This is a genomic window from Rhizobium sp. NFACC06-2 (assembly GCF_900101425.1).
In the GTDB taxonomy this organism is placed as follows: Bacteria; Pseudomonadota; Alphaproteobacteria; order Rhizobiales; family Rhizobiaceae; genus Agrobacterium; species Agrobacterium leguminum.
Map to the genome: position 1 here is coordinate 22,277 of NZ_FMVA01000021.1, position 26,091 is coordinate 48,367.

The window sequence follows — 26,091 nt, forward strand, 5'->3', positions numbered from 1 at the left end:
CGCCTGTTCGACCCTGAACGTTCCTCGCCCCGGCAAACCGGGAAGCGGTCTTAGCGACCGGGCGCTTATTCGAGGCTCTTGATCGGGTCTTTCGGCGCCGGATCGAAGCCCACGAGTTCGACGGTCAGTTTCGTATAGGTGCCGTCGGCCACGATGTCGGCGAGCGCCCTGTTCACCGCCTTCACCAGCTCGGGCTTGCCCTTCTTGATGGCGAAACCTTTCTGGACGTGGCTGACGAAATCCGGCGTCATTTCGAGGGGAAGGCCGGAATTCTTGATCGCCCATGCACCGGCGATCGCATCGGTAATGGTCGCGTCGATATTGCCGTTGACGAGGTCCTGAATCGCGTCCGATTCAGCCTTGTATCCTTTGACGACCGCACCCTTTTCCTCGGCGATTTTTGCGAAGGTGGAAGAGACGAGCGCACCGACGGTCTTGCCTTTCAGATCAGCGGCACTTTTGATGGCCGAGCCTTTCTGGACGACGATGCGACCGCCCGATTCCAACCAGCCATTGGCAAAGGTAACGCGCTTCTGCCGCTCTTCGGTTATATCCATCGAAGCGCTGATGATATCGTACTGATCCGCCTGAAGGCCGACCAGCAGGGAGTCCCATTTGATCAGGACCGGCGTGTAGGTGAGGTCGAGGCGCTTTGCCACTTCCTTCATCACACGAATTTCCAGACCGTCGAGCGTTCCATCCGGGGCACGCATGCTGAAGGGCGAAAAGGTTCCTTCCGTTGCGACCTGCAGCTTCCCGGGCTCCAGCAACTCAAGTTCTGCGGCAAAGACCGGAGCGTTGGGGATGGTCGCAGCGAGCGCCACGACGGCAAATGCGATAGATTTGAATTTCATGACTCGTTCCCTTATTGATTTTTTGCATTTTCCTGTTCGTCGGGAGGCATTGGCGTCACCCGCAGTCGATCCTGCGGATCGCTCCGCCGGATATTTCAGGCATTGCTGAGAACCGTCGGGGCCTCAGCTTGAAAGGGCATAACGGCGTTCCAGCAAGGCTGCGAGCTGTGTCAGCACCGTCGTAAGCAGGAGATAGATGACGGCCACGGCGATGTAGAACTCGAAAGGCCTGAATGTTGCAGCAATCAGCGTCTGGGCATAAAGCGTCAGCTCCACGACGGTGATCGTCGATAGCAGCGATGTATTCTTCAACGTCGAAATGGCTTCATTCGTGACTGAAGGCAGGATGATGCGGAATACCTGCGGCAGGACAATGCTGCGCATGGTTTCCGCCGGGCTGAACCCCAGCGCCAGAGCCGATTCCGTTTGCCCGCGCGGGATGGCGGACAGGCCTCCCCGGATGATTTCCGCGACATAGGCGCCGCTATTGACGCCGAGCGCCAGCACGCCGGCGGTGAAGGGCGAGAGCTTCACGCCGAATTGCGGCAGGCCGAAATAGATGATGAAGACCTGGATCAGGGTTGGCGTGCCCCGAACGAACCAGACGTAGAAGGCGGAGGCGGCACGCACCGCGCGCCACGGCGAACGATGGCTGAGCGCCGCAAGCAGGCCGCAGCCCCAGCTGAAGATAATGGTCAGGATCGTCAACCAGAACACCGTCCAGGCAGCCAGCAGAAATCCCGGACCGTAAAGCTGCACTTCGTCGATAAAATTCGCCATCGTCGTCACGCTCCCCCGGCGCCATCTGCTGCGCCGCTGGGGGCAAGCTGGTCATGCAAAATGCGGTGAAGAAATTGCCGCAGGCGATCGCTCTGCGGGTTGCGAAGAATGTCGGGTGCGCCGGTTTCAGCGATGACGCCCTTGTCGAAAAAGAGCACACGCGATGAAACGTCGCGCGCAAAGGCAATTTCATGGGTCACCAGCAGCATGGTCATGCCGTCCGCGGCCAGGGAAGCCATCAGCACCAGCACCTCATGGACAAGTTCGGGATCGAGCGCGGAGGTCACCTCGTCGAAAAGCATCAGGCGCGGTTTCATGGCGAGCGCCCGGGCGATGGCGACGCGCTGCTGCTGGCCGCCGGACAGGCGTGCCGGATAGCTGTGGCGTTTCTCATAAAGGCCGATGCGGGAAAGCAGGGCCTCCGCCTCTTCGACAGCCTGGCTTTTGGGTCGTTTCAGCAACCGGACCGGAGCATGGATGACATTTTCCAGAACCGTCATATGCGGCCAGAGATTGTAACTCTGAAACACCATGCCGACGCGGGCGCGGAGGGCCTGCAGCTGCGAGGGCGTCGGGAAAAATCGCGATTCCGGTCGGAAATCGAAAGACAGGTTGTCGAATTCGAGATAGCCCGACTGGGGCATTTCGAGACCGTTTATCGAACGCAGGAAGGTGCTCTTGCCCGAACCGCTCGCGCCGATTATGGATACCACCTCACCCGGTTCGACACTGAGCGAAACACCTTTCAGAACCTCGTTTTCCCCGAAGCTCTTGCGGATATCCCGCAGGTTCAAAACCGGTCCGGTCATGGGGTCGTCTCCTTGTATTCATCGACGATCTGCACCGCGACATCCCTCGGCGTGCGGTCCACACCGTTGATCTCCGTAATGTCCTGGGGACAGGCGGACAGCACGAGCAGCAGATCCATCTCGGCCCTCAGCGCCACATGGTCACCCGCCGCGGATGCCGGCGGGCGACGGTCGAGACTGCCATCGGCGTTCACCGCCACATTCATGAAAAGGTTGAGAGACGCCGGCGTCTGGGCGGCGACAATACCCTTCTCCGCCAGCGCCTCATGGAAATTTCCGGAACAGCTGCGATGAAAACCCTCGAATCCCAGTTGCCGGTAAAGATCCGCATTGCATGGGCAGAGCAGCGTATCATGCCGCAGGGCGGCACTGTCGCTCACCAGCGTCATCATGGCTCTTCTGCGGTTGCTGAAGACACCCATGCCGCGCTCAATGAAAATATTACTGTTAACCGAGCGCGTGTGATCCATCGAGCTCATCTCAGATGGATCTGCTGCCGCAACAGCCCACGCGTCCACGACCTGGTTTCCGTGGGAATTCGTAACGATGGCAACCTCGCCGGCCAGCATGCGATAGGCTGCGCCCTGACCGGCCAATAAATTCTGCACATTTTCAGTCATCGGACACCGTTGGAAGGAATGCTGAAACCGGCGAGACGGCGGTAAGCAGGCGATAGACCCGGATCGACACCGGTCGGTCGAAACAATTTATATTCAGTATACCAACGGAATTCAATAAAGATTTTCAACTATTTATAGCAAATATATTAGGCTAAACAGCCACAAATCGAGCAGTAAGATGCACAAAATTGCATCATTTATGCGTCCCGCACCATTCGCTTGCACTGCCATCGATTGCGGGATACGTTTGGTGTACCTAAAAATTCGACCCGACGGTCTTCCGGTCGAAATCCGCAAATGCGAGCTTCCGGAAGGATTGGGCATTGATGGAAATGCTGTCCGAGTTTGCCGCAGGTCCCGGTGGATCGGCGCGCGAAGACCGCCCGGCCAAACAGCAGATTGAATGGAGTGGAACGCGTGATCCGGTATTTTGCAATCGAGGAATATGAAAGCCGCTGGCAGCGGGTTTTGCGCGAAATGCAGCGCCGTGGCTATGAAAGTGCGGTGGTCTTCGGCCGCGGCGGCGGAACCACTGACAATTGCGGCGACATACTCTATCTTTCCAACCATTACGCCATCAGCGGCGGCATGGATTCCCTGATATGGACCGCACGGTCCTTTTCCGGGATCATTCTACAACAGGGTCAAGAGCCGCAGCTTCATATCGATGAGCCGGAAGTGCGCACCGATCTCGTCTCTATCCGCGATACGCATTGTTCCAGCCATCCTTTCCGAAGCATGGCGAAAGCCCTGGTCGAAAAGGGCATCAAAGGGCGTGTCGCAATAATCGGCACGCAGTTCATCCCCGTCAAATATTATCAGCAATTGCTTCAGGACGCTCCAGACATTGAGTGGGTAGCCGAGGACGATCTGATCCGCTCCGTCCGGCGCATCAAAAGCCTGAAGGAACTGGAGTGCTATCGCGTTGCCGGCGAAGGCGCGACGGCCGGCCTGAACAGGTTGATGGAAGGCCTGACCGGCGGCCTTTCCGAGCAGGAAGCGGCGGGAGAGGCGGCCCGTGAAGTGGTGCGGCGCGGCGGCCGGCTGCAGATGATCGGCTGCAACCATGGCGAAACGCTTGGTTTCGACCAGCGTTTTCCCCTGACCGGCTATAGCGCGGACACACCAAAGCCCGGCGACATCGTTACGGGCACCATCCATGCGGCATTTTTTCAGGGCTATTATCTCGACCCCGGCCGCACCGGCATATGCGGCAAACCGACAGCGGACCAGCGACGGCTGATCGAAGCTGCGGCCAATATCGTTCATCGTCTTTCCGACATGATGCGGCCGGGCGTGAAGCTCATCGATATTGCCGCTGAAGGCGACCGTCTGACGCAGGCCTTCGGAGGCTCGGTATCCGCCATCATGAAGAACTTCCCGTTTTATGGCCACAGCATCGGTCTCGGCTTCGAACAGCCGAGAATTTCAACCAGCATGTCGCAGCCTGAAGATATCGCCGAGGAAAACATGGTGTTCGGTATCGAATCCTTCCTTTCGCTCGACGGTGTCGGCGCGGCTTTTTATGAGGATATCATCATCGTCGGGCGCGACGGCAACGAGCTTCTGACCCGTTCGCCCAGCCACTGGTGGTAATTTTCCGGCAAGCGACGGTCGGCATGCGGCTACAGAGTTCATCGGGGGCGGCCATCAGCCGCCGCCCTTGTCTTTTATTTTAGTGGGCGAAAACGCCGTCGAAATCCTTAAAGCCCTTCACCTCGATCGGATTGCCGCTCGGATCGAAGAAGAACATGGTGCGCTGCTCCCCCGGCTCGCCTTCAAAGCGGATGACCGGCGGAATATCGAAGACCACACCGGCATCTTCCAGACGCTTCGAAAGCGCGAACCAGTCATCGAGAGGCAGTACGACACCGAGATGCGGCATCATCACCATGTGATTGCCGACCTTGCCGGTCCGGGTAACCTCAAACGGTTTGCCCAGATGCATCGAAATCTGGTGGCCGAAAAAGTCGAAATCCACCCAGCTATCGGTGGAACGGCCCTCCTCGCACCCGAGAACGCCGCCATAGAAGCGACGCGTTTCGTCAAGGTCGGTGACGTGATAGGCAAGGTGAAAAAGTGAACGCATTTCAAACTCCTTTCAATTTTTAAAGGGAAATGGCCGCTATCGGGCATCAGCGGATGGTCAGGTCACGCGGCAGGCTGGAGAGAGGTTCCGCCCCCGTCTCTGTCACGATGACTGTTTCGGATGCGCCAACCGTCCACACGCCATAGCTGCGCAGCGTGGCTGGCAGGTGGAACACCATGCCGGGTTCGATTATCCTGTCGACGCCGGTAAACAGGCTTAACAGCGCGCCTTCGCCCCAGTCCGGCGCAAAAGCGGTTCCCATGGAATAACCGATGCGTTTGCGGAAGGCGGCATTGTAACCTGCCGCGTCGATCACACGTTGCGCGGCCTCATGGGGTTCGGCACATGAAACACCGGGCCGAATGGCGGCCAGCGCCGCATCGAGGGCTTTCAACGCGCAATCCATCATTCGCCGGGCTTCGGCGGGCGGAGAACCGATCCACACGGTACGCATCAGCGCGGCGTGATAGCGCGCATGGCAGGCGGCGAGTTCCAGAAAAACCGCATCGCCATTCTCAAGCTTGCGGCGTCTCCAGGTCATGTGGGGCAAACCGCTGCGCGGCCCGGAAGATACGAGCGGCTCCATGGCCATGACCTCCGAGCCCGCCCTTGTGGCGGCATCCAGCATGGCGGCGGCTATCGCGTTTTCGTCGGTTCCGGCGGCGCAGGCGGCGATGCCGGCCGAAAGCCCCGCCTCGGTATAACCCGCCGCCAGCCGAATGGCCTCCAGCTCGGCTGCGGACTTTATCGTCCGCAGCGGCGAAAGAATGGAGGAACCGTCCGGGATGGACGCAACACCCATCTGCTCCGCGATTTTTGCGGCAAGTACCGGAGAAACAAACCAGCCGTCCAGTTCTATGGCCGGCCGCTCGATATGCCGCTTTTTCAAGAGGTCGACCAAGGCGACCGCCGGGTTTGCGCCATCCTGATAGGCGACGACGTCGTCCAGCCAGGTATTGGCGATGGATCCTGCCAGTTCAAGCTGCCGGACGAGAAGCGTCGGCGGTCCATTCACCGGCATGATCAACGCCTGGAAAGCGAAATATCCGGCCGTCTGCCGCCCGGTCAGCCAGTAGATGTTTTCAGGACCGGTGACGACGAGCGCTTCATGACCCGCATTGCGGATGGCGGTGCGCGCACGATCTTGCCTCGCGGCGAACTCCTCCCCGGGGAAAGAGGCGTCACACCCCTGCAAATCGGCGAATTCCTGCATGAAACTGTCCATATCGTCGTGCTCGGCTTTTGCATGAGAAGCTGGCAAAAGCGTCTCAAGACCGGAATGAAGAAAGAAAAAACGCTGGCGGGTGCCGGTTTCAGGGGCGGCTCAGCCATCCCAGAAAACGGCTTTTCACGCTTTCGAAATGCGCCTCCATGGCGGCGGAAGCCTTCTGCGGATCCTGCGCTTCAATGGCGTCGATAACCGCAATATGTTCGCGCGCCTGCTCGGCAAAACGGTCATGCGTGCGGGTGATTGTGCAGCGTCGGGCGATACTGCGCATTTCGGTCAGCATGGCAGGCAAAAGCTCAAGCCCGGCGGCGGCGGCCACGGCCTCGTGAAACTGGTCGTCGTCCAGCCAGAACTGATCGAAGGCCACGTTCCTGCCATCCGCATAAGCCTGCATGATTTGCCGCGAATGTTCGAGCGCCTCGGGAAAGGGGCGATCAGCGGCGCGGGCCGCAGCAGCGCTCTCCAGCAAGCGCCGTATCTGCACGATTTCCAGCAACTGCTCCACCGTGACGGGCCGAACCATCAATGCGCCATTGGCGAGCCGCGAAATCACGCCCTCTTTTTCAAGCCGGGAGACTGCCGCCCTCAGCGGCGTGCGGGAAATGCCGGATTCGAGCGCCAGGGCTCTCTCCGTCAGAACGTCACCGGCTTTGAACTTCCCCTCCAGAATGCGTTGTTTGACATCCGTATAGGCCTGCTGGGTCAAAGTTTCCTTTTCGCTCATGCTCTCTCCCCTTTACCGAGCCGACCAGGTCTGTTGCAGAATATCAACGGCATGCGCCAGATCGGACGGATCCATGGCCTCATCCGGGTTATGGCTGCCGTTCCAGTTCCGAAGAAAGACCATCACCGATTCCCATCCCGCCTGGGCAAATGCCGCGGCATCATGCCCGCCGCCCGATAACATCTGCCGGGGCGAGATGCCGGTTCGCTCGGCCGCAGCGGCTATCTGCCGGCCGAGGGCGGAGGACAGACGGGTGGGCTTGCTGCGGGACTGAACGCCGGTGACGACGCGCACGCCCCTTCGTTTTTCGATCTTCTCGATTTCCTGTCGGAAAATGCCATCCGCCCGGTCCAGCACCGCATCATCGGCGCTGCGGATATCGATGCAGAAATCCACCCGGCCCGGAACCTTGGCGAAAGCATGTTCACTGCTTGCCGCATCCACCCGGCCGAAGGTAACGGCAAGATCGTGCCCTTCCGCCAGAATTCCTTCCCAGGCCCTGTCCATGGCGACGATGAGATCCGCAAGGGCAAAAACGGCATCCGAGCGGGCATCACGCGGCGCGCCGCCCGAATGGCCCCAGACCCCTTCAATCCGCGCTTCACGGTAACGCAGGCCGCCGCGCACGCCATCAACGACGCCGAAAGCCTCGCCGGCATTGTCAAGCACCGGCCCCTGCTCGATATGCAATTCCACGAAGCGCGCCGGCGGCAGTCCCGGCCCGCGCAGGACGGCGTCCGGGTCGCCCCCGAGTTCCTTCATGTGCTCGGCGAGTGTTCTGCCGCTGTCGGCGCGGCGCGCCTGCATTTCCGGCGCCGTGAGCCGGCCAAGCGCCGCGCGCGACCCGATATAGGAGACTGGAAACCAGACGCTTTCCTCCGCTCTCGTCACCGTCACGACAAAATCTGCCGGCGGCGCCTGCCCGCTTTTCACAAATGCGGTGACGAGTGCCATGGCGCCCACCACACCTGCCGTGCCATCATAGGCGCCGCCCATTGGTACGGTATCGAGATGCGAGCCGATATAAAGCGGCGTGGCCTGCCGGTCTCTGCCGGGCAGCCGGGCAAAAAGGTTCAGCGCGGCATCTTGCGTAACAGTGAGGCCAAGGGCTTCACATTCTTCGGCAATCACCTGATGCGCTTTGCTTTCCAGCGCACTGTAGGAAGGCCGGGTAAAACCGGGGCCTTCCGCTGAAATGGCATTGATGCGGTCCAGCAGACGGTTGACCGTCTCTGCGATCACGGTTTGCGTCATACCATCATCTCCTGCGGCGCATTGAGCGCGGTGACCGGGCGTTCGCCCGCAAGCGCCGTCAAGACATGCCTTGCAGAGCCAAGAGCCACGCGGCGAAGCGCTTCCAGCGTCGTGCCGCCAAGATGCGGTGTGAAAATCACCCGGCCGCCAGCGGCCAGAGGTCCGGTCGGCGCGCCAGGCGAATAAACATCCAGCCCGGCTGCGGCTATGCGGCCGGTGTCGATGGCGCGGGCAAGGGCAGCCTCATCCACCAGTCCCGCCCGTGCCGTGTTGATAAATATCGCGCCCGGTTTCACCGCTGAAATGGCCTGCTCTCCGAACAGGCCGCGTGTTTCCGCACGGAGCGGCGTATGCAGGGAAATCAGATCGGCCTGCCTCAGCCCGTCTTCAAGTTTGTCAGCCCGTTCGAAGCCATCGAGATCGGCCACCCGTGGCGAATGGACCAGCACCCGCATATCCAGAGCGGCCTTCAGCATCCGGCCGAGCCCGGCACCGGTCGCTCCCCAGCCGACGATAAGGGCGGTCTTGCCGGACAATTCGGAAAAACTCTCCGTCTCGCGAAAGCCACGGACCCCGGCTCTCTCGCTGCGGTCGGCAGCAGGAATACGTCTTGCGGCGGCTAAAGCCAGACCGAGCGCCAGCTCGGAAACCGAGCGGGCATTGGCGCCGGGGGTGTTGCAGACCAGAACGCCCTTCGCCGTCGCCGCTTCCTTGTCGACAGCGTCATGGCCCGTGCCGTGAACGGCGATGACCCGCAGTCTGTCGCCCGCCTCGATGGCCGATGCAGACAGGCCTGCATCGCGCGTGATGACGGCGTCGCAACCCTTGATCATTGCGGCCACGGTCGCCATGTCCGGTTTTGGACACAAAACCGGTTCAACCCCCGCCACGCGCAGAAGGGTGAGGCCGTCGGCATGAATAGGCTGGACGATAAGGCATTTCATGCGTCCCTGTTCCTTTCGGGAAATTGTTCCAGTTTTTCAAGAATGGCGTCGCGGGCGTGAACGATATGGCGGGCCATGAGCGCGCCTGCCCGTTCCCCGTCGCCGGCGCGCAGGGCGGCAATCATCTCCAGATGTTCGTCGCAGCTTTTCAGAAAACGATCCGGCACCTGGGCATGATCGAACATGCAGGTACGGCGGCGCAAATCCTCGATCGTGCTCACCATCATCTCGCTGCCTGTGGAAAGCGCGAGCGTCCGGTGGAAAGCATCGTCCACGCGGCGCTGCTCATCGTCCTCGCCGGGGCCATGCTGTTGCAAATGCCGTATCCGGGCTTCCAGCTCGCCAAGCTCCGGCCGGGCCATCGCCGCCTGTCTGGCGCAATGAGTCTCCAGCACCTGACGAAGGAAGAAAATCTCCTCGACCTCCTCCGCCTTCAGCCGGCGAATTTTGAGAAACCGTCCTTCCTGCGTGGCGAGACCCTCGGCCTCGATCCGCTTGATCGCCTCACGCACGGGCGTCCGGGACATATCCAGCAGATCACCCAGTTTCGCTTCCTGCAAAGCGTCACCCGGCGTCAGCGCACCGGACAGGATCATTTCGATGATCTTCCCGTAAGCCTGCTTGGCAAGTGGCTGATTCATGATGGCATACCTCCTGAAACATCGTCCGTTTCCGACTTTTCTACCAGATTTGCCATGCGTTCGCGCAAGGCCGTGCGCTCCGCAATCAGAAGCTCTTCGGCTTTTTCCCGTGAAATGGCCGCGAAAGAGACATGTCGGCCGCTCGGAACCTGGGCAAGCCGGGGCAGATCGACGGTGGCGACCGTTGCGATTTTCGGATAGCCGCCTGTCGTCTGGCGCTCCGCCATCAGCACGATGGGCCGTCCCGACGCCGGGACCTGTATCGATCCCGCGCAGGTTCCGTCGGAGACGATATCGTGCCCGCCTTCGGCATGAACGGCGTGTCCGTCCAGCATCTGCGCCATGCGATCCCGGGCGGGCGAAACGATGAAGGAGGCTTTCAGGAAAGCCCGCTGGGTTTCGGCAGAGAAATAGTCGTCCTGTGGGCCGGGAACAATGCGGACGGGACCGCCGGACCGCCGCCAGAGTTGCCGGAGCGCCAGATTGGCGCCGGGATTATCCCGGCCGAGCAGCAGGCGGTCACCCGCCTGCAAACGACGTCCTTCGTAACCGCCGAGACCCGTTCGCACATGGGTGGCACGCGAACCGAGCACAGGTACGGTATCCACGCCGCCGGAGACGGCGAGATAGCCCCAGACGCAATCGCGCAGGGCGCCGATCGAAAGCACATCATCGGGCAAAAGAGTATAGCTCTCCCAGGGCGACAGCTTTCGTTTGCCGAGGCGGATATCAACAGCGCCTCCGGTCACGGCGATGCGTGCCGGCCGCAAAACGGAAAAGCTGCCCCCGGTGCCGCCAAATTCTATTGCCGCGCTGTTTTCGACATTGCCGACCAGCGCGTTGGCAATTCGGAAAGAAGGCATATCCATGGGGCCTGAACCGGAAACGCCGGCATGGCTCAATCCCCTGCGGCCGAGATCCTGAACGGTGGCCATCGGCCCTATCTGCTGGATGACGAGAAAACTCATGAAAGCTGCGCCTCCATGACGGGCTGGCCGGCGGCGACCGCCCGGTCGAGCTCTGCGGCCTCGTCTTCGCTCACTGGCCAAAAACGGACCCGGTCTCCAGCCTGCAACAGAAACGGCTGCGGGCGATGCGGGTCGAAAAGCCGAAGCGGCGTGCGGCCGATGAAACGCCATCCGCTCGGCCCCGGCACGGAATTGATGCTTGCCTGCTTGCCGCCAATTCCAATCGCACTTGCCTCGATCCGCTGGCGCGGCGTGGCAAGACGCGGCGTATGCAATTTTTCGGGCAGGCCGCCGAGATAGGCAAAACCCGGCGCGAAACCGATCATATAGACACGATATTCAGCGGATGCGTGCAGGTCTATCAGGGCGGCAGGCGTCATTTCCTTCATGTCCGCCAGTTCCTGCAGGTCAAGCCCGACCGATCCGCCATAAACCACAGGAACATCGAAGCGTCTGGCCGGAACGCTGTTCACCGTCAACGTCATCAGGCGCCGGTGCAACTCCCGGTCAAGCGCATGGCCGCGAATGACGGACGGATCATAGATGACCATGAGGGACCGGTAGGTCGGCACCAGCTCCTCGACGCCTTCCACAGGCGTTGCAGAGAGATCTGCCGCAAGTGCGATGATGCGCTCGCTCACCGTTTCATCGATGGCATCGGCGAGTTCAACGGACAGGGCGCTGTCACCACAAACAAGAATGCGCGGAAATTTGCCGCCCATCGATTACACTCCCTCACGTGCACGCATGCGAATTCGATTCTCCCGCCAATCCTTCCTTGCTATTTCAGTATACCAATTGTATGTCAATGAAAAGATGCAATGAATGCGTGCTGCCTGATATCACGCGTATGAACTGGACGGGACCGGGTGACATCTCGCCCGGAAAGAGGGGCTATGGCGACGATCGATCTGAACTGCGATATGGGAGAAAGCTTCGGGGCATGGACCATGGGCGAAGACGAAGCAATGATGGAGCTGATTACGACGGCAAACATCGCCTGCGGTTTTCATGCCGGCGATCCGGTTGTCATGCGCGACACCATTCTTGCTGCCAAGGCAAGGGGCATCGCGGTCGGCGCCCACCCGTCTTTCATGGATATTTACGGCTTCGGCCGCCGCCGTATATCCGGCGAACGCCCCGAGGATGTGGAGGCCCAGCTGATCTATCAGATTGCCGCGATGCAGGGCATGGCCGCGGCGCTTTCCTGGCCCATCACCCATGTCAAAACACATGGGGCGCTGGGCAACATGGCTGCCGTCGATCAAGATCTCGCGCAGGCCTGCATCCGGGCCATCAAGGCGGTGGATCCGTCGCTGGTCTTTATTACGCTGCCCTATTCGGAAACCATGAAGGCCGCCGAAAGAGCGGGGCTGCGCGTTGCCTGCGAAGTCTATGCCGACCGCACCTATGACGATGCGGGAATGCTCACCTCCCGGCAGATGCAGGGTGCAGTGATCCACGATCCCAACCAGAGTGTGGATCAGGTTCTGTCCATGGTCTGCGACGGCGTAATCCCGACAACGGGCGGAAAAAAACTGCCGGTGGAAGCCGCCACCATCTGCGTTCACGGCGATACGCGCGGCGCCGTGGATATGGCGCGCGCCCTTCGTTCATCGCTCGCCCGACACGGGCTGCAATTTGCTCCTTTCGCCACATCAAACACCTGATCCGGGGACGTTCCATTGACACGCATTGTTTATCTGAACGGCGACTGGCTTGCCGAAGCCGACGCCAAGGTTTCCGTTTTCGACCGCGGCTTTCTGTTTGCGGACGCGATCTATGAAGTCACCGCCGTGATCGGCGGGAAGCTGATCGATTATGCCGGCCACAGCGCCCGCCTTCAGCGCTCGCTCGCCGAACTCGGCTTGACCTGCCCGCTCGAAGCGGAGGAACTTCTGGCCGTTCACCGTGAAATCGTGCGCCTGAACCAAATGGACGAAGGTCTGATCTATCTGCAAATCTCCCGTGGTGTGGCGGATCGCGATTTCGTTTTTCCGGCCAATGCCACGCCGACGATAACCCTCTTCACCCAGACAAAACCCGTGCTGGACAATCCGCGCACGGAAACCGGCATTGCCATCGCCACCATGCCGGACTGGCGCTGGGAGCGGCGCGACATCAAGACGGTACAGCTTCTCTACCCCTCGATGGCCAAGATGGAGGCGCTCAAACGCGGCGCGGACGATGCATGGCTGGTGGAGGATGGTTTCGTGACCGAAGGCAGCGCCGCCAATGCGCATATCGTCAAAAAGGACGGCACGCTGGTCACGCGCGAACTTTCCAACGCACTTTTGCACGGTATCACCCGCGGAAGCATTCTCGATCTTGCGCAGGGCGCCGGAATTGCCGTCGAACAGCGCGCATTTACGGTGGATGAGGCAAAGGACGCAACCGAAGCCTTTATCACATCGGCGACAAATTTTGCCATGCCGGTCGTCAAGATCGATGAAGCCATCATCGGCGACGGCAAGCCAGGTCCGGTGTCGAGGACACTGCGTGAGCTTTACATAAAAACCCGCCTTGCGTCGGCGATCTGATTTTCAGTCCGCATGCAGTGGAGCCGCCGCGCCCGGCGGTTTCACAAGCCTGCCCCCTGCCCGGCGCACAGCGGCAACGCCTTGCCGGACAATCTCACGGCAGCCTTGCATCGAAAATGACATGACGCCAGATATCGGTTGCGCGCGACCCGCCGCGCAGGCTGAACGCTCCTGCCGATCCACGCCTTTTCGGTAATTCTCTGAAACGCATTCCATTGCCGCCAGCGCCGTATAAGGGCCGGCGGGCAAGGGAATTCGCTCGAAATCGAACAAAGATTAATCACCTTATTGCGCCGCTCAAAAAACGCCCATATAGTTCCCGTCATTCGGAGTACGTGCTGTATACCGAAAATAACCGCGCCGTTCTGCCACCAAGGGACAGGAAGAGCCGGAAACAATAAGTGAGGGGATCACAACCATGAAAAACGCAATTCTCGCTGGGCTGACTTTGACGATTGCCGGCTTTGCAACCTCCGCATCCGCCGAAACGGCCTGGGACATGTCGGTCGTTTGGCCAGAGGGTAATTTTCACACCAAGAACGCGATAAAATTCGCTGAAACCGTAAAGACCGTCACGAATGGCGAGGTCGCCATCACCGTGCATTCCGGCGGGTCACTTGGCATCAAGGGCCCGGAAGGCATGACCGCCGTGCGCGACGGCATCGTTCCCGTCGCCGATATTCTGATGAGCCAGCAGGTGGGTGAAGCACCGGTACTGGGTGTCGAGACGCTGCCATATCTGGCCCCCACGATGCCTGACCTTGCGCTGTTGCACAAATTTTTCCGCCCCAAGATCGAGGAAGTCGCAACCTCGATGAACCAGAAGCTGCTTTACATGGTGCCGTGGCCGGGACAGGCCATCTATGCGCCGAAACCGATCGAAAAAATTGAAGACGTCAACGGCCTCAAGATCCGCGTCGTCGATGCGAACGGCCATAATTTCTTCCACGCCCTTGGCGCTCTTCCCGTCCAGATGCCATGGGGCGAAGTCGTCCCATCGCTTGCCGCCGGCACCATCAACGGTGTCACTACCTCCTCGTCGTCCGGTGTCGATGGCGCTTTCTGGGAGTTCATGAAAAACATGAGCACCTTCAACTGGCAGGCATCTTCCAACATCGTCACCGTCAATCTCGATGCCTGGAAGGCCCTGTCGCCTGAAAATCAGGCGGCGATCGAACAGGCATCAAAGAAACTCGAAGGCGAATTCTGGCTGGTCAGCCGGGCCGAGGACGAAACCAAGCTCGCCACCCTGAAGGAAAAGGGCATCACCGTCACGTCACCTTCTCCCGAACTCAAGGCCGCCCTCATCGAGCGCGCCAAGCCGCTGTGGGACGATTTTCTCAAGCGCGTGCCCGATGCGGCGCCCTATGTCGAAGCCTATCTGAAGGCGCGTAACTGACTTTCTCCCGTAGGAAATGAAAGGGCAGTCGGCAATCCCGGCCGGCTGTCCGCCTCCTTCTGCGCACTCCGGAGAAACATCATGAGAAATCCAGCCAGTCCCGCATTCGCAGCCATCATAACGCCGATCGACCGGTTGACGGAGGCTGCAAACCTGCTTGCAGCCCTGTCTCTCCTCGGCATTTTCATTCTCATCGCCTGCGAAATCCTTCTCAGAAACCTTGCCGGCTACTCCCTGCCATTCGCCTGGGATGTCGCCGCCTACCTGATGGCCACGAGCTTCATGCTCGCCGGCGCCAGCGCGCTGAAATCCGGTTCACATGTCCGCGTCACCGCAATAGGCGAGGCGCTTTCTTCAACCGGCGCGAGGCGGCTGGATATGATGGCATGCCTTGTCGGTCTTGTTATCTGCATTGCGCTTTCGGTCGCATTGACGGACATGACCATCCTTTCCGCGCTGCGCGGTTCAACCTCCTCATCGGTCACCCGCATTCCGCTCGTCTATCCGCAGAGCGCACTCGCAATCGGCGCGATCATCCTGAATTTGCAGATGCTGGCGCAGTTCCTGCGGCTTCTTCGCGGCGAAACACTTTCAACCGGCCCGGGACTGGAATAAATCATGGGAAAGATCACCTTCAGCCTGCTCGGCCTGATGACGCTCATTCTGGGCACCGGGGTCTGGATCGGCCTTGGCCTGGTCGGCACGGGAGCTGCGCTGGCAGCACTCTATCGCCCCGCTTTGCCGCTTTTCAAACTACTGGCCCAGCAAACCTGGAACACCCTGGTTTCGCCGGAAATGCTGGCCCTGCCGCTCTTTATCTTCATGGCGGAAATCCTGTTCCGAACGAAGATTTCAGAAGCGCTGTTCTCCGGCCTTGCCCCCTGGCTTCGGCATGTGCCCGGTCGGCTTGCCCATATCACCGTTCTCGGCTGCACGCTTTTCGCATCCGTCTGCGGCTCATCCGCGGCCACCACGGCAACGGTCGGGCGCATCACCGCAAAAGAACTTATTTCGCGCGGTTATAACCGCGACCTCATCACTGGCAGCCTTGCGGGAGCGGGAACGCTGGGCTTTCTCATTCCGCCATCGACGATCATGATCATCTACGGGGTCATGGCGGAAGAATCGATCCTGAAGCTGTTCATGGCGGGCATCCTGCCGGGCCTGCTGATGGCCGCATCCTATATGGGCTATATCGGCGTCAGGGCGCTGATGAATCCTGCCCTCGTCGGGGAGGCCCTTGCGCCCACCACCTTCATTGAAAAGCTGGTGGCGTTGAAGGATCTGGGACCGCTGCTGCTGCTCATCATCGGCGTGGTCGGCTCGATGTATGGTGGCATCGCCTCTCCGACGGAAGCGGCCGCGGTCGGCGTCGGCGGCGCAATCCTCATCGGCGCTTTCCAGAAGACGCTGAACCTTTCAAACCTCATGCAGGCCGCGAAACAGGCGGCCGATTCCTGCGCCATGATCGGCCTCATCATGGTCGGCGCGATGTTCCTGTCGACCGTCATCGGTTATCTCGGCATGCCGCGCTACATCGCCGGCATCATCGAGGGCTGGGGCCTTTCGCCATTCATGCTCATCATCGTGCTCCTGATCTTCTACATCATCCTCGGCACGGTGATGGAAGGGCTGGGCTGCATCGTCATGACGCTGCCGATCACCCTGCCGCTGGTCATGGCGGCCGGTTACAGCAAGGTCTGGTTCGGCATATTCATCGTCATCGTGGTGGAGATGGCGCAGGTCTCGCCGCCCGTCGGTTTCAACCTCACCGTCATCCAGCGCCTGACCGGCGACAGCATGGCCCGCATCACCCGGGCGACTATGCCGTTCTTCTTCATCATGTGCGCCTTTGTCCTGCTCATCGCCATCTTCCCGGAAATCATTTCGATCGTTCCGGATATGCTGGCGAATAATTGACGCAAACGGTTTGCCGGCCAACGCGCTCCCCTGCGCAAGGCCGACATCCACCCAGATCCGTCACGCTGCTGCGGTCCGTTCCGGATCGGCAGCGAAATCGCCAACCGACCCGGCGCCGCTGCGGTCAACCCCACGGGTTGGAACAGAACCCTTGCAACACAGGCGGCTCAAATAGGAACATGTCATGTCGCTCATAAACTCCAGTACCAAGGGTGTGTTCGTCATTGCCTGCACACCGTTTGCCGAAGGCGGTGCGCTCGACGGCGAAAGCATCAGCCGCATGGTCGACTTCTATTATGAAAAAGGCGCAGACGGGCTGACTATCCTCGGCATGATGGGAGAAGCACCCAAGCTCACCCAGGCGGAATCGATCGAAGTCACGAAGCTGACGCTGAAGCGTTCCGAAGGAAAACCGGTGGTGGTTGGCGTCTCCGCACTCGGCCTTGCCGCTATCGGCGAGCTGACAAAGGCAGCCATGGATCCGGGTGCCGCCGGTGTCATGGTCGCTCCACCATCCGCACTACGCACCGACGAGCAGATCATTACCTATTACCGCAACGTGGTCGATACTGTCGGCGCCGACGTGCCTGTGGTGCTGCAGGACTTCCCGCTCTCCACCGGCGTTCAGATAAGCTCGAAAACGCTGGGCGTCATCTTCGAGGCCCATCCCAGCATCGTCATGCTCAAGCACGAGGATTGGCCGGGTTTACAGAAGATCACCGACCTGCGTGAAGCGGAGGCCAAAGGTCGTCGCCGCACCTCGATCCTGTGCGGCAATGCCGGTGTTTTTCTGACCGAGGAAATGCAACGTGGCGCCGATGGTGCCATGACCGGCTTCGCCTATCCGGAAATGATGGTGGATGTCGTCCGTCTCAGCAATGAGGGCAGATACGAGGCCGCACAGGACTTGTTCGACGCCTATCTGCCGCTGATGCGCTACGAACAGCAGCCCGGTCTTGGCCTTGCAGTGCGAAAACATGTTCTGGCAAAACGCGGCGCTATCGCCAGCGCGACCCAGCGTCGTCCGGGTCCGGCGCTAAGTGTGCTTGCCGTAAAGGAAATCGAAAAGCTGATCGAACGTCAGGTGCATAAACTGGACTTGTTGCGTGGACGGACTTAATCCACTGCCGTTGTGCGCGGCATCGGTTTTCTGATTTCCCTGGAGATACAAGTCGAGTGTCACAGTTCGTCCAGTGTTTCGTTGAGTGACTCGATACTGCGCAGGCGGATACGGCCATTCGTACCAGCCTTTTCAAGGCAACGGGTGATGAGAATATGGCAAAGGGCCATCACTGCCGTATGATTGAACAGCGGGCCTGGCGCCAGCGTCTGGCACTGAAAATGCCAAGCCGCATTCGTCTCAAAGGGGGCTCCCTCGTCGGTCACGTAAAGAAGCTGCGCCTTTGTGCGTCGGATATGATCAATGATTGCATTGGATTGGGTGGTTCTGCGACGCAGCCCAAAGAAAACCACGACATCATTTTCGCCGACGCTGACCAGATGTTCGCCCATGGTCTGTCCGGCACCCGGGATGACAGCGATGCTTTCGATGACCTGTGTAAGCTGCCATTGCAGATAGGCTGCAAAGGGGTGGCTGCTGCGGAAGCCTATTACCCAGACCTTGCGTGCGTGAAGCAGCGCGGTGACGGCGCCGTCGAGTTGGCTTTCCGAAATTCCGAGAAATGTTGCTTCCAGATTGGCAACAGCCTGTGCGACATGTGCCTTGATCGACTGTTCCGCCCCGACATCGGTAGCGCTTGCCAGGAAGAGCCGGGAGCCCGTTTGCTTTTCCGCCCGGGCGTGGCGTCTGGCTTCTTCGTAATTCTCGTATCCAAGCCGCTTGATGAAACGTGTTACCGTTGCCTTGGAAACATGCGCGAGGGCTGCAAGCTCCTGAGCTGAGTAACTGGCGAGTTCGCCAGGGAAATCGCAGACAAACTCTCCAATCCGCTTTTCGGCGGGATGAAGCTCCGGCAGGGCCTGCCTGACGCGAAACAGAAACGATCTTTCCTTTGGCACTCGATACTCCGGCAAATTCTCCACGCACCAAGCTTCAGCCGCCGTCACACGGCTTGCAACAGAAAAAGCAACGAGGCGCACGATCGACAACGTCGGATATCCATCACCGCTGCAAGGTCGATACGTGGCTTTCCATTTCCAACACCTCAACAAGACGTTCCACCGCCGAACGGATCGGTGCGATAAGGGGCGCTGAGAGGACGCGTTGCAGATCATCGGCCGCCTGGCCGAGCGGCCCGCCGCCGATGATAACCACATCGGCACCGTCCTTTTCGATACATTCCCGAGCCGCGATTTCGAGCGCCGCGTGTAACGCCTCAGGATCTGAAGCAAGTCGTTGCGGATCTCCCTTCGTCAATCGGGTGCCGGTGAAGAACGATGCGACGCCGAATGTCTGCGCCTTGGCAGCAAAACTCTCGACAAGGTCGGGCGTCACAGTGGCGATCCCGAAACGTCGCCCACCGGCTGAAGCCTCCATCATGCTGGCATGGCAAATCCCGACCGACGGCAGACCGGTTACGGCCGCGAGACGCTCCAAACCCGGATCGCCGAACGCGCAGACGATCAAACCGTCGTTACGACCTGCCAGTTCGAGCCCCATTTCCACGACGCCATCGGCGGCGGCAGCCAATTGGGCATCATTGAGGATCATCGGCACGCCACGCCCTGCCGTCACCCCCTCAATTTCAAAGCTCCCCGGCAGGTAGCTGCGGGCGATGTTGGTCATCATCGCCGTGGTGGCGTGCGACGTATTCGGGTTGATAAGTCCTATGCGTTTCATCATTCCTGCGAGACCACGAGGGGTCACCCGCCCTATCTGGTTTCTATGGCGACCGGCGCTTACGCGCGTTCAATTCGGGAAAAGACATGCGACACCCGCCCGGCCGGAAAGTGGAGCGAGTGGCGGAACCTGCGTGCGGCAGAGATCCTTGACCTGTGTACAGCGTGGTGCAAAAGCACACCCCGGTGGCATAGCGGCCAGATCGGGTGGTGCCCCAGGAATGGTGATCAATCGGTCACGTCCATCGGCGAGTTCGACGCGGGCACCAAGCAGGCCCTTCGTATAGGGATGACGCGGATTGCGGATGATATCGCCGACCAGCGCCTCCTCCACAATACGACCGGCATACATGACCGCGATACGGTCCGCTACCTCGGCCGCCACGCCGATGTCATGGGTGACGAAGATGACTGACAGGCCATATTCCCGCTGTAGCTCTCTAATGAGCAGCAGGATCTGGATTTGAACCGTCGCATCGAGTGCGGTCGTCGGCTCGTCGGCCAGCAAGACCTTGGGATTGCAGGCAAGCGCCATTGCGATCATGGCACGCTGAAGCATACCACCCGACATTTCGTGAGGATAATTGGCAAGGCGCCGCTCTGGCGAGGGAATACGGACTTTCTGGAACAGCGCAAGCGCCCGCGCAGCGGCCACACTGCGAGACACTTTTTCATGCCGCATGATGGTTTCCTCGATCTGCCGACCAACTGTGTAGACGGGATCAAGTGCAAGACGAGGCTCCTGAAAAACCATGGAGACCACAGCCCCTCGCAAATCGGCAAGCGCACGGTTGGACAGCCCCAAGACATCACGCCCGTCGATGGTCATGCCACCTTCGATCAGCGTCCCCCTGGGGTGAAGCCGTAGCAACGAGCGCATCGTCACGCTCTTGCCCGAACCGGATTCACCAAGCAGTGCGACCACTTCTCCTGGTTTTACGGACAGGCTAACACCGCTGACGGCCTTTACCATCTTTCCGCCACGCCGAAATGTCACCGAAAGGCTGCTGATATCGATCATCGCATCATTCTGCATGGGTCATGCCTCCATCATTACAGGCGCGCGGCTATGACCGGAGCCAGGCACCGCCGTGAGACAGGCTGCCGCCTGGTCAACGGAAATATCTGTCAATGGTGGCAACGTCCGTTGACAGACATCCTCCGCAAGACTGCAGCGGGGGTGGAAACGGCAACCGGACGGTGGATCGATCGGGTTCGGCGGATCGCCCGTCAACGGCGGCGCTTCGGTTCGCTCGGCCGGGTCCATTTTCGGCATAGAGGCCAAAAGCGCCGCCGAATAGGGGTGAGTCGTATTGCCGTAAATCGCGTTGCGACTGCCGACTTCCGCCACCTTGCCGAGATACATGACCATGACCCGATCGCACATGAAGCGGACGACGTTGAGGTCATGCGAGATGAACAGATAAGTCAGGCCGAAGTCGCGTTTGAGATCGAGAAGCAAGTTGAGCACCTGCGCCTCCACCGATTTGTCGAGGGCCGAGACCGCCTCATCCAGAATGACGAGGCGAGGCTTTATCGCCAGGGCGCGGGCGATATTGACGCGTTGGCGCTGACCGCCAGAAAGCTCATGTGGATAGCGGCCTGCGAACCGGGACGGCTCGAGGCCAACGCGGTGCAGCAGATCATGAGACGCCGCAATCGCCTTTGCGGCCGGCGTTCCATGAACTTTTGGGGCAAAGGCAATGGATTCCTCGATTGTCAGCCTTGGATTGAGGGAGGCGTAACTATCCTGAAAAACCATCTGGACCTGACGGCGATAGGCCGAAAGCGGCAGGGCACCTCCAACCGTTTCACCGTCGAAGAGAATTTCGCCTGCGTCCGGTTCGATCAGTTGCATGAGAAGTCGCGCCGTCGTTGACTTGCCGCAGCCGCTTTCACCGACGACGCCCAGCGTCTCGCCCTTCAGGATATCGAAATCGACCCCGTCTACCGCGCGTACCACTTTCTTTGGCTTGAGAAAGCCGCTGCCCTTGACCGGGAAGTGTTTGAGGAGCCCGCGAGCGGAGATCAACGGCTGGGCAGGGCCGCCCCGTTCACCAACTGGCAGTGCGAAAGCCGGTTTTCCTACGATGCTGATCATGACTTCACGTCCATGGCTGTGCGCAGCCCGTCTGAGAAAAGGTTGAAGCAGATCGAAGTGATGAAGATCATCACGCCGGGAAGAGCCGCGACGAAGGGATTGGTATAAATCGCCGTGCGCAGCGTGTTGAGCATCAGGCCCCATTCTGCATCAGGCGGGCGCACTCCAAGCCCAAGGAACGACAGGCCGGAGGCAAGGATCATCGACACCGAAATCAGGCTCGTGGCGAAGACGAAGATCGGACTGAGGACGTTTCCAAGGATATGGACACGAATGATGGTGAAGGCCGCAGCACCCGATGCGCGTGCCGCATCGACATAATCCAGCTTGCGCACCTGTGTTGTCACGCTTTCGGCGACGCGGGCGATCTGCGGAATAAATACAACCGTCAAAGACACCAGCGCGTTGGTGAGACCGGACCCGAGTGCTCCCGAAAGCGCGACGGCAAGCAGCACGGATGGAAAGGCATAAAACACATCAACCGTGCGCATGATCAGGGTGTTTGTCAAACCACCAGCGTAACCGGCGGTGATGCCGATTGCCGAACCGATTACAAACGCGATCGGCACCGGCACGACGCCCATGATCAGCGACAGCCGCGCGCCATAGATCAAACGCGACAGCATATCGCGGCCGAGTTCATCGGTACCGAGAATATATCCCTCCGTTCCAATCGGTTTCAGGCGGCGGATCACACTACCCTTCGCTGGGTCGTAAGGCGCGAGATAGGGAGCGAAAAGGGCGATCAGGACGAGAACAACGAGAAGTGCCAGCGCCGCCATCGCGACCGGATCGCGACTGAGGCGCCTCAAAACGCCGCTCCAAAAACCGGGGGACTTGGCAATTCTCTCGACGGGAATTTCGGATGCTGTGGTGATGGCAACCATGGTCAGCTCCTCTGAATGCGGGGATCGATGGCGCTCTGGAAGACGTCGACCAGAAGATTGAGGACGACGAAAAACATTGCCAGCACCAGGATGGTGCCTTGCAGGATCGGCAGGTCACGGGTGAAAATTGCACCGTTCAGAAGAAAGCCCGTGCCAGGCCAGGAAAACACCGTCTCGATCAGGATTGACCCACCGAGAAGATATCCCAGTTGCAGACCCATGACGGAAAGTGCTGTTGGCGCGGCATTGCGTACCACGTGGCGCAGAATATGACCTCGCAACAATCCCTTGGCCGCAAGCGCCTGGGTGAAATCCTGGGCAAGAATATCTGCCACCAGAGAGCGGATTGTACGGGCAATGATGCCCATTGGAATGACCGACATGGTGACTGCCGGCAGAACGAGATACTGGAGATAGTCCCAACTGAAGCTTCGACCCGACGACCCACCCGGACCGCCCCCCATTGCCGGCAGCCAGCCCAGCGTAACGGAAAAGGTGATGACCAGTACCATGCCCAGCCAGTAATGCGGCACGCTGACGCCGAGCATGGATATTCCCGATGACAGGCGATCGACCCACCCACCGCGAAAAACACCGGCAAGAAACCCGAGTGTTGCTCCGCCGACGAAGCCGATCACCGCCGCGGACAGGGCAAGAATGATCGAATTGATCGATGCATCAATGATGTCGGCGAGAACAGGACGCCCTGTTGCAATCGACGTACCCAGATCGCCCTGCACGGCATGCCATACCCAAAGCGCATATTGGACCGGCAAAGGACGGTCGAGACCGTAGAACGCACGCATCTGCGCCTGCATGTCGGCGGAGGCGTCCGAAGGCAGGATCGCAGCAAGCGGATCACCGGGGGCGATATGGATCAGCATGAAGCAGACAATGCTCACGCCGATCGTGACGGGAATGACATGCAACAGTCGTTTTAGTGCGTAGAGCAGCATGATGTCCTCGTGAGAGTCAGATCGGGCATCGAAAATGGCAGGGCGGGTAACGAACCCGCCCTGCCACCGCGCAAAAATCAGGGATCGATGGAGATCGTCGAAAAATCCTGGAACCAGTTCTGTGCCTGAACAAAGCCCTTGACCTTGGTGGACATGGCGCGCGGGTTGACGTCGTGTGTCACCATCAGGAAGAGCGCGTCATCGACATATTTCTCATGGATCTTCTGGAGCACCTTGTCCTGCTCTGCCGCATCGAAGGTGGTGCGTACCTGACTGAACAGGGCATCCATATCCGGATCACAGTAAAAACCCCAGTTGGTGCCGTTCGGCGGCGCCAGATTACACTGCGACTGGCGGATCAACGCTGTGAAAGGGTCCTGGATGAAGTAGCTGTAGTTGACGGCCGTCGCACCCTTTGCACTTGGGTCTTTGGCGCCGGCGCGCCAGATGTTGATGACCGTGTTCCAGTCGGCAACCTCGTATTCGACATTGATGCCGATTTCCGACAGGGTCTGCTGGATGTATTCGTTCATGGCGAGCGGCAACATCTGGCCAGAACCGGAGGAAGAAATCACAACCTTTGTGGTGATGGGCTTGTCCGGGCCATAACCAGCTTCGGCCATCAGCCGCTTGGCTTCCTCGACGTTATATTCGAGCTTGAAGGTCGGCTTGCCGAACCACTGATGGCCAGGAGGCAGATAACCCTGAGCCGGGACAGAGAGGCCGCCGAGCAGTTCATTGAGGCCTTCACGGTCAACGGCAAGGTTGGCAGCCTTGCGAACGCGGATATCGTTCCAGGGCGACCCTTCGACGCGCGAAAGATGCCATGTCCAGTTATGCGGATAGGAATTGGTGACGATGTTGAATCCAGCACTCTTCAGCGACTTGACCGAATCCGGCGCGGGCGCCTCGATCCAGTCGACCTGACCAGACCGCAGAGCCGCCACGCGCGTGTTGGGTTCTGGAAGCGGGACAAGCACCAGTTTGTCGAGCTTCGGCACACGCGCCTTGTCCCAATAGTCCCTGTTGGGGGTCAGTTCAGCGCGCTCACGTGGTGTAAAGCCGCTTTCCATCTTCCACGGCCCGGTACCGGAAGGCTTCTGGGCAACGGCATCCCAGTTCTTGCCCTGCGCTTCCCAGTTTGCCGGGGAGGACATGAGAACCCAACTCAACTGATAGGGAAGCGTCGCATCGGGGCTCTTGGTGACGATCTCAACCGTCAGCGGATCGATCACCCTGTAGGAGGCAACCGCCGGAATGCGAGACTTGCCCTGTGCTGACTGACGCTTGTCGAACTGCGGCGCATCCGTCACCAGCAGTTTGTCAAGGTTCCAGACCACTGCCTCGGCATCGAATGTGCTGCCGTCATGGAATTTCACGCCATCACGCAGCTTGAACGTCCACTTGGTCTTGTCATTCTGATCGACGTCCCACGAAGTCGCAAGCGCCGGGATCAGAGCAGAGGGCTTGTCTGCGCTCGAAAGGTCCCATTCAATCAAGGCATTATAGAGTGTGTACCCCATGAAGCGCTGGCCTTCGCCGCCCTGGTCGGTCTGGCCTGTGGTGAGCGGTATATCGGAGGCGGTCATGCCGATACGAAGCGTCCCCGCCGCCAGGGCTTCAGACACATGCCCGGCCATCAGCGAAACTATGGCGCCGCCCGTCAGCGCCGCCATCCGCAGACCTTTCACCATAGGAGGCATCTTCCCGGATATCTGCATCATGCTGTTCCCTCTTTTTGTTTACCCCTGGGCCCTGCCCAGTCGAAAAAGAGGATGCAGATTTCATGCCAATTTTTATGAAACTGTAATTTCATGTTATTATCAACATGATGAGCAAATCAATCGACTGAAGACAAATAAAAACTCAAATCAATAGAACGCAAAAATTCTAGGCTATGCCGCATTTTCAGCTGTGTATCTTGGACCAAGACGGTTGCAACATCTCCGCTACAACTGATCGCGCTCAGGCGCTGATCTTCCTTCTGTGCCGCGACGGAATGTCCGAAAACTGTTTCACTATCCCATACTTCCGGCAAAGCGTTCCGGCCACTTTTCACGCTGGAAGGCTTCCACGACGAAATCGATGAAAACGCGAGTTTTAGCGGCAGAAGCGTACGGTTGGCGTAGTAGATCGAGATCGGCCCGGGCATCGGCATACCAATGGGGCAGAACCCGCGTCAGATCCGCGCCTTCCAGATAGGAAAGAGCGTCGGGCTTGGCGATCATCGTCACTCCCATGCCAATCAGCGCCCATGCGCATTGCGGCAGGATTATTGACCACCACCGTGTCCCTCAGCCTCCGGGTTCTTCCCTCCTCGCCGCATCACGCATCTGCCACTGCCGGTGCGGCCTGTCCGCAGCGAGCACGTGACGATGCCCTCACTCCGGCAGTACCGAAGGGTCGTGAGGTGGTATCTTGCCCGCCATATAGGAAGGCGCGGCCACCCGTCATCGCGGTCTTCCGCTTCAAAACTGGTCTTCTGACCGTGTCGGCTGCGAGCGCGCTTATCGGTCTTGCCCGTGGCCTCGCCTTTGGAGTTCATCCATGAACCGCACCTCCCCAAGAATTGCGACCG

25 protein-coding genes and 2 pseudogenes are annotated in these 26,091 nt (G+C 59.6%); 7 read left to right on the top strand and 20 right to left on the bottom strand.

Annotation, left to right across the window (positions count from 1 at the left end; all coding sequences use genetic code 11):
* Nucleotides 1-65 precede the first annotated feature (65 nt).
* The 4 genes from F3H58_RS24385 to F3H58_RS24400 all read right to left on the bottom strand — a co-directional run bounded on the left by F3H58_RS24385 (nucleotide 66) and on the right by F3H58_RS24400 (nucleotide 3,063).
* A complete protein-coding gene (locus F3H58_RS24385) occupies nucleotides 66-854 on the bottom strand; it encodes a transporter substrate-binding domain-containing protein (RefSeq protein WP_149744071.1) in 789 nt (262 codons plus the stop codon).
* Between the two features lie 123 nt (nucleotides 855-977).
* A complete protein-coding gene (locus tag F3H58_RS24390; RefSeq protein ID WP_149744072.1) occupies nucleotides 978-1,634 on the bottom strand; it encodes an amino acid ABC transporter permease in 657 nt (218 codons plus the stop codon).
* Nucleotides 1,635-1,639: 5 nt separating this feature from the next.
* Nucleotides 1,640-2,443, bottom strand: a complete 804-nt coding sequence (locus F3H58_RS24395; RefSeq protein ID WP_149744073.1) for an amino acid ABC transporter ATP-binding protein — start codon at nucleotides 2,441-2,443, stop codon at nucleotides 1,640-1,642.
* Complete coding sequence (locus F3H58_RS24400; protein WP_149744074.1) at nucleotides 2,440-3,063, bottom strand: DUF1989 domain-containing protein; 624 nt, start codon at nucleotides 3,061-3,063, stop codon at nucleotides 2,440-2,442. The genes F3H58_RS24395 and F3H58_RS24400 overlap by 4 nt, the downstream gene beginning before the upstream one ends.
* Nucleotides 3,064-3,480: 417 nt before the next feature.
* Between F3H58_RS24400 and F3H58_RS24405 the strand changes: the two genes are divergently transcribed.
* A complete protein-coding gene (locus tag F3H58_RS24405) occupies nucleotides 3,481-4,659 on the top strand; it encodes a M24 family metallopeptidase (protein ID WP_149744075.1) in 1,179 nt (392 codons plus the stop codon).
* Between the two features lie 79 nt (nucleotides 4,660-4,738).
* Here the strand turns inward: F3H58_RS24405 and F3H58_RS24410 are convergent, their stop codons facing one another.
* From F3H58_RS24410 to pxpB, 8 genes are all read right to left on the bottom strand, one after another.
* Nucleotides 4,739-5,152, bottom strand: coding sequence for a VOC family protein (locus F3H58_RS24410; RefSeq protein ID WP_149744076.1), 414 nt, complete (start codon nucleotides 5,150-5,152; stop codon nucleotides 4,739-4,741).
* Nucleotides 5,153-5,198: 46 nt separating this feature from the next.
* On the bottom strand, nucleotides 5,199-6,365 hold the full coding sequence (locus F3H58_RS24415) for a M24 family metallopeptidase (RefSeq protein ID WP_111798021.1): 1,167 nt from the start codon (nucleotides 6,363-6,365) through the stop codon (nucleotides 5,199-5,201).
* A gap of 100 nt (nucleotides 6,366-6,465) precedes the next feature.
* On the bottom strand, nucleotides 6,466-7,104 hold the full coding sequence (locus F3H58_RS24420; protein WP_060724587.1) for a GntR family transcriptional regulator: 639 nt from the start codon (nucleotides 7,102-7,104) through the stop codon (nucleotides 6,466-6,468).
* 12 nt (nucleotides 7,105-7,116) lie between these two features.
* On the bottom strand, nucleotides 7,117-8,358 hold the full coding sequence (locus F3H58_RS24425; RefSeq protein ID WP_149744077.1) for a Zn-dependent hydrolase: 1,242 nt from the start codon (nucleotides 8,356-8,358) through the stop codon (nucleotides 7,117-7,119).
* The gene (locus F3H58_RS24430) at nucleotides 8,355-9,302 is read right to left on the bottom strand and encodes an NAD(P)-dependent oxidoreductase (RefSeq protein ID WP_149744078.1); all 948 of its coding nucleotides are present in this window, start codon (nucleotides 9,300-9,302) and stop codon (nucleotides 8,355-8,357) included. Before F3H58_RS24430 ends, F3H58_RS24425 begins: the two co-directional genes overlap by 4 nt.
* Nucleotides 9,299-9,943, bottom strand: coding sequence for a GntR family transcriptional regulator (locus F3H58_RS24435; protein WP_060724590.1), 645 nt, complete (start codon nucleotides 9,941-9,943; stop codon nucleotides 9,299-9,301). The genes F3H58_RS24430 and F3H58_RS24435 overlap by 4 nt, the downstream gene beginning before the upstream one ends.
* Complete coding sequence (locus F3H58_RS24440) at nucleotides 9,940-10,911, bottom strand: 5-oxoprolinase subunit C family protein (RefSeq protein WP_149744079.1); 972 nt, start codon at nucleotides 10,909-10,911, stop codon at nucleotides 9,940-9,942. Before F3H58_RS24440 ends, F3H58_RS24435 begins: the two co-directional genes overlap by 4 nt.
* Entirely contained in the window at nucleotides 10,908-11,633 is a 726-nt protein-coding gene (gene pxpB / locus F3H58_RS24445; RefSeq protein WP_149744080.1) for a 5-oxoprolinase subunit PxpB, read from the bottom strand. Before pxpB ends, F3H58_RS24440 begins: the two co-directional genes overlap by 4 nt.
* A gap of 174 nt (nucleotides 11,634-11,807) precedes the next feature.
* Between pxpB and F3H58_RS24450 the strand changes: the two genes are divergently transcribed.
* The 6 genes and pseudogenes from F3H58_RS24450 to F3H58_RS24475 all read left to right on the top strand — a co-directional run bounded on the left by F3H58_RS24450 (nucleotide 11,808) and on the right by F3H58_RS24475 (nucleotide 17,890).
* Nucleotides 11,808-12,581: a LamB/YcsF family protein gene (locus tag F3H58_RS24450; RefSeq protein WP_111797985.1), complete on the top strand. Its 774-nt coding sequence runs from the start codon at nucleotides 11,808-11,810 to the stop codon at nucleotides 12,579-12,581.
* Nucleotides 12,582-12,596: 15 nt separating this feature from the next.
* The gene (locus F3H58_RS24455; protein WP_149744081.1) at nucleotides 12,597-13,451 is read left to right on the top strand and encodes a D-amino-acid transaminase; all 855 of its coding nucleotides are present in this window, start codon (nucleotides 12,597-12,599) and stop codon (nucleotides 13,449-13,451) included.
* Between the two features lie 418 nt (nucleotides 13,452-13,869).
* Entirely contained in the window at nucleotides 13,870-14,850 is a 981-nt protein-coding gene (locus F3H58_RS24460) for a TRAP transporter substrate-binding protein (RefSeq protein ID WP_111797987.1), read from the top strand.
* Between the two features lie 81 nt (nucleotides 14,851-14,931).
* Entirely contained in the window at nucleotides 14,932-15,465 is a 534-nt protein-coding gene (locus F3H58_RS24465; protein ID WP_149744082.1) for a TRAP transporter small permease subunit, read from the top strand.
* A gap of 21 nt (nucleotides 15,466-15,486) precedes the next feature.
* Nucleotides 15,487-16,770 (top strand): annotated as a pseudogene (locus F3H58_RS24470) (TRAP transporter large permease); the annotation flags it as partial.
* Between the two features lie 184 nt (nucleotides 16,771-16,954).
* Nucleotides 16,955-17,890: a dihydrodipicolinate synthase family protein gene (locus F3H58_RS24475; RefSeq protein ID WP_149744084.1), complete on the top strand. Its 936-nt coding sequence runs from the start codon at nucleotides 16,955-16,957 to the stop codon at nucleotides 17,888-17,890.
* A 59-nt stretch (nucleotides 17,891-17,949) separates the two neighbouring features.
* Here F3H58_RS24475 and F3H58_RS24480 read toward each other — a convergent pair whose 3' ends face one another.
* The 8 genes and pseudogenes from F3H58_RS24480 to F3H58_RS27835 all read right to left on the bottom strand — a co-directional run.
* Entirely contained in the window at nucleotides 17,950-18,789 is an 840-nt protein-coding gene (locus tag F3H58_RS24480; protein WP_060724599.1) for a MurR/RpiR family transcriptional regulator, read from the bottom strand.
* Nucleotides 18,790-18,892: 103 nt separating this feature from the next.
* Nucleotides 18,893-19,570: an aspartate/glutamate racemase family protein gene (locus F3H58_RS24485; protein ID WP_149744105.1), complete on the bottom strand. Its 678-nt coding sequence runs from the start codon at nucleotides 19,568-19,570 to the stop codon at nucleotides 18,893-18,895.
* 69 nt (nucleotides 19,571-19,639) lie between these two features.
* A complete protein-coding gene (locus F3H58_RS24490) occupies nucleotides 19,640-20,605 on the bottom strand; it encodes an ABC transporter ATP-binding protein (RefSeq protein WP_149744085.1) in 966 nt (321 codons plus the stop codon).
* Between the two features lie 3 nt (nucleotides 20,606-20,608).
* A complete protein-coding gene (locus F3H58_RS24495) occupies nucleotides 20,609-21,670 on the bottom strand; it encodes an ABC transporter ATP-binding protein (RefSeq protein ID WP_149744086.1) in 1,062 nt (353 codons plus the stop codon).
* Nucleotides 21,667-22,557, bottom strand: a complete 891-nt coding sequence (locus tag F3H58_RS24500; RefSeq protein WP_060724602.1) for an ABC transporter permease — start codon at nucleotides 22,555-22,557, stop codon at nucleotides 21,667-21,669. The genes F3H58_RS24495 and F3H58_RS24500 overlap by 4 nt, the downstream gene beginning before the upstream one ends.
* 2 nt (nucleotides 22,558-22,559) lie before the next feature.
* Nucleotides 22,560-23,513: an ABC transporter permease gene (locus F3H58_RS24505; protein ID WP_149744087.1), complete on the bottom strand. Its 954-nt coding sequence runs from the start codon at nucleotides 23,511-23,513 to the stop codon at nucleotides 22,560-22,562.
* Between the two features lie 77 nt (nucleotides 23,514-23,590).
* Nucleotides 23,591-25,189, bottom strand: a complete 1,599-nt coding sequence (locus F3H58_RS24510) for an ABC transporter substrate-binding protein (RefSeq protein ID WP_502706425.1) — start codon at nucleotides 25,187-25,189, stop codon at nucleotides 23,591-23,593.
* Between the two features lie 342 nt (nucleotides 25,190-25,531).
* Nucleotides 25,532-25,960 (bottom strand): annotated as a pseudogene (locus F3H58_RS27835) (LysR substrate-binding domain-containing protein); the annotation flags it as partial.
* Between the last annotated feature and the right edge of the window lie 131 nt (nucleotides 25,961-26,091).

Bases quoted from the DNA above. Each gene is read 5' to 3' on its own strand.
- F3H58_RS24385 (WP_149744071.1), bottom strand. From the start codon at position 854: ATGAAATTCAAATCTATCGCATTTGCCGTCGTGGCGCTCGCTGCGACC.
- F3H58_RS24390 (WP_149744072.1), bottom strand. From the start codon at position 1,634: ATGGCGAATTTTATCGACGAAGTGCAGCTTTACGGTCCGGGATTTCTG.
- F3H58_RS24395 (WP_149744073.1), bottom strand. From the start codon at position 2,443: ATGACCGGACCGGTTTTGAACCTGCGGGATATCCGCAAGAGCTTCGGG.
- F3H58_RS24400 (WP_149744074.1), bottom strand. From the start codon at position 3,063: ATGACTGAAAATGTGCAGAATTTATTGGCCGGTCAGGGCGCAGCCTAT.
- F3H58_RS24410 (WP_149744076.1), bottom strand. From the start codon at position 5,152: ATGCGTTCACTTTTTCACCTTGCCTATCACGTCACCGACCTTGACGAA.
- F3H58_RS24415 (WP_111798021.1), bottom strand. From the start codon at position 6,365: ATGCAGGAATTCGCCGATTTGCAGGGGTGTGACGCCTCTTTCCCCGGG.
- F3H58_RS24420 (WP_060724587.1), bottom strand. From the start codon at position 7,104: ATGAGCGAAAAGGAAACTTTGACCCAGCAGGCCTATACGGATGTCAAA.
- F3H58_RS24425 (WP_149744077.1), bottom strand. From the start codon at position 8,358: ATGACGCAAACCGTGATCGCAGAGACGGTCAACCGTCTGCTGGACCGC.
- F3H58_RS24430 (WP_149744078.1), bottom strand. From the start codon at position 9,302: ATGAAATGCCTTATCGTCCAGCCTATTCATGCCGACGGCCTCACCCTT.
- F3H58_RS24435 (WP_060724590.1), bottom strand. From the start codon at position 9,943: ATGAATCAGCCACTTGCCAAGCAGGCTTACGGGAAGATCATCGAAATG.
- F3H58_RS24440 (WP_149744079.1), bottom strand. From the start codon at position 10,911: ATGAGTTTTCTCGTCATCCAGCAGATAGGGCCGATGGCCACCGTTCAG.
- pxpB (WP_149744080.1), bottom strand. From the start codon at position 11,633: ATGGGCGGCAAATTTCCGCGCATTCTTGTTTGTGGTGACAGCGCCCTG.
- F3H58_RS24450 (WP_111797985.1), top strand. From the start codon at position 11,808: ATGGCGACGATCGATCTGAACTGCGATATGGGAGAAAGCTTCGGGGCA.
- F3H58_RS24460 (WP_111797987.1), top strand. From the start codon at position 13,870: ATGAAAAACGCAATTCTCGCTGGGCTGACTTTGACGATTGCCGGCTTT.
- F3H58_RS24465 (WP_149744082.1), top strand. From the start codon at position 14,932: ATGAGAAATCCAGCCAGTCCCGCATTCGCAGCCATCATAACGCCGATC.
- F3H58_RS24475 (WP_149744084.1), top strand. From the start codon at position 16,955: ATGTCGCTCATAAACTCCAGTACCAAGGGTGTGTTCGTCATTGCCTGC.
- F3H58_RS24485 (WP_149744105.1), bottom strand. From the start codon at position 19,570: ATGAAACGCATAGGACTTATCAACCCGAATACGTCGCACGCCACCACG.
- F3H58_RS24490 (WP_149744085.1), bottom strand. From the start codon at position 20,605: ATGCAGAATGATGCGATGATCGATATCAGCAGCCTTTCGGTGACATTT.
- F3H58_RS24495 (WP_149744086.1), bottom strand. From the start codon at position 21,670: ATGATCAGCATCGTAGGAAAACCGGCTTTCGCACTGCCAGTTGGTGAA.
- F3H58_RS24500 (WP_060724602.1), bottom strand. From the start codon at position 22,557: ATGGTTGCCATCACCACAGCATCCGAAATTCCCGTCGAGAGAATTGCC.
- F3H58_RS24505 (WP_149744087.1), bottom strand. From the start codon at position 23,513: ATGCTGCTCTACGCACTAAAACGACTGTTGCATGTCATTCCCGTCACG.
- F3H58_RS24510 (WP_502706425.1), bottom strand. From the start codon at position 25,189: ATGGCGGCGCTGACGGGCGGCGCCATAGTTTCGCTGATGGCCGGGCAT.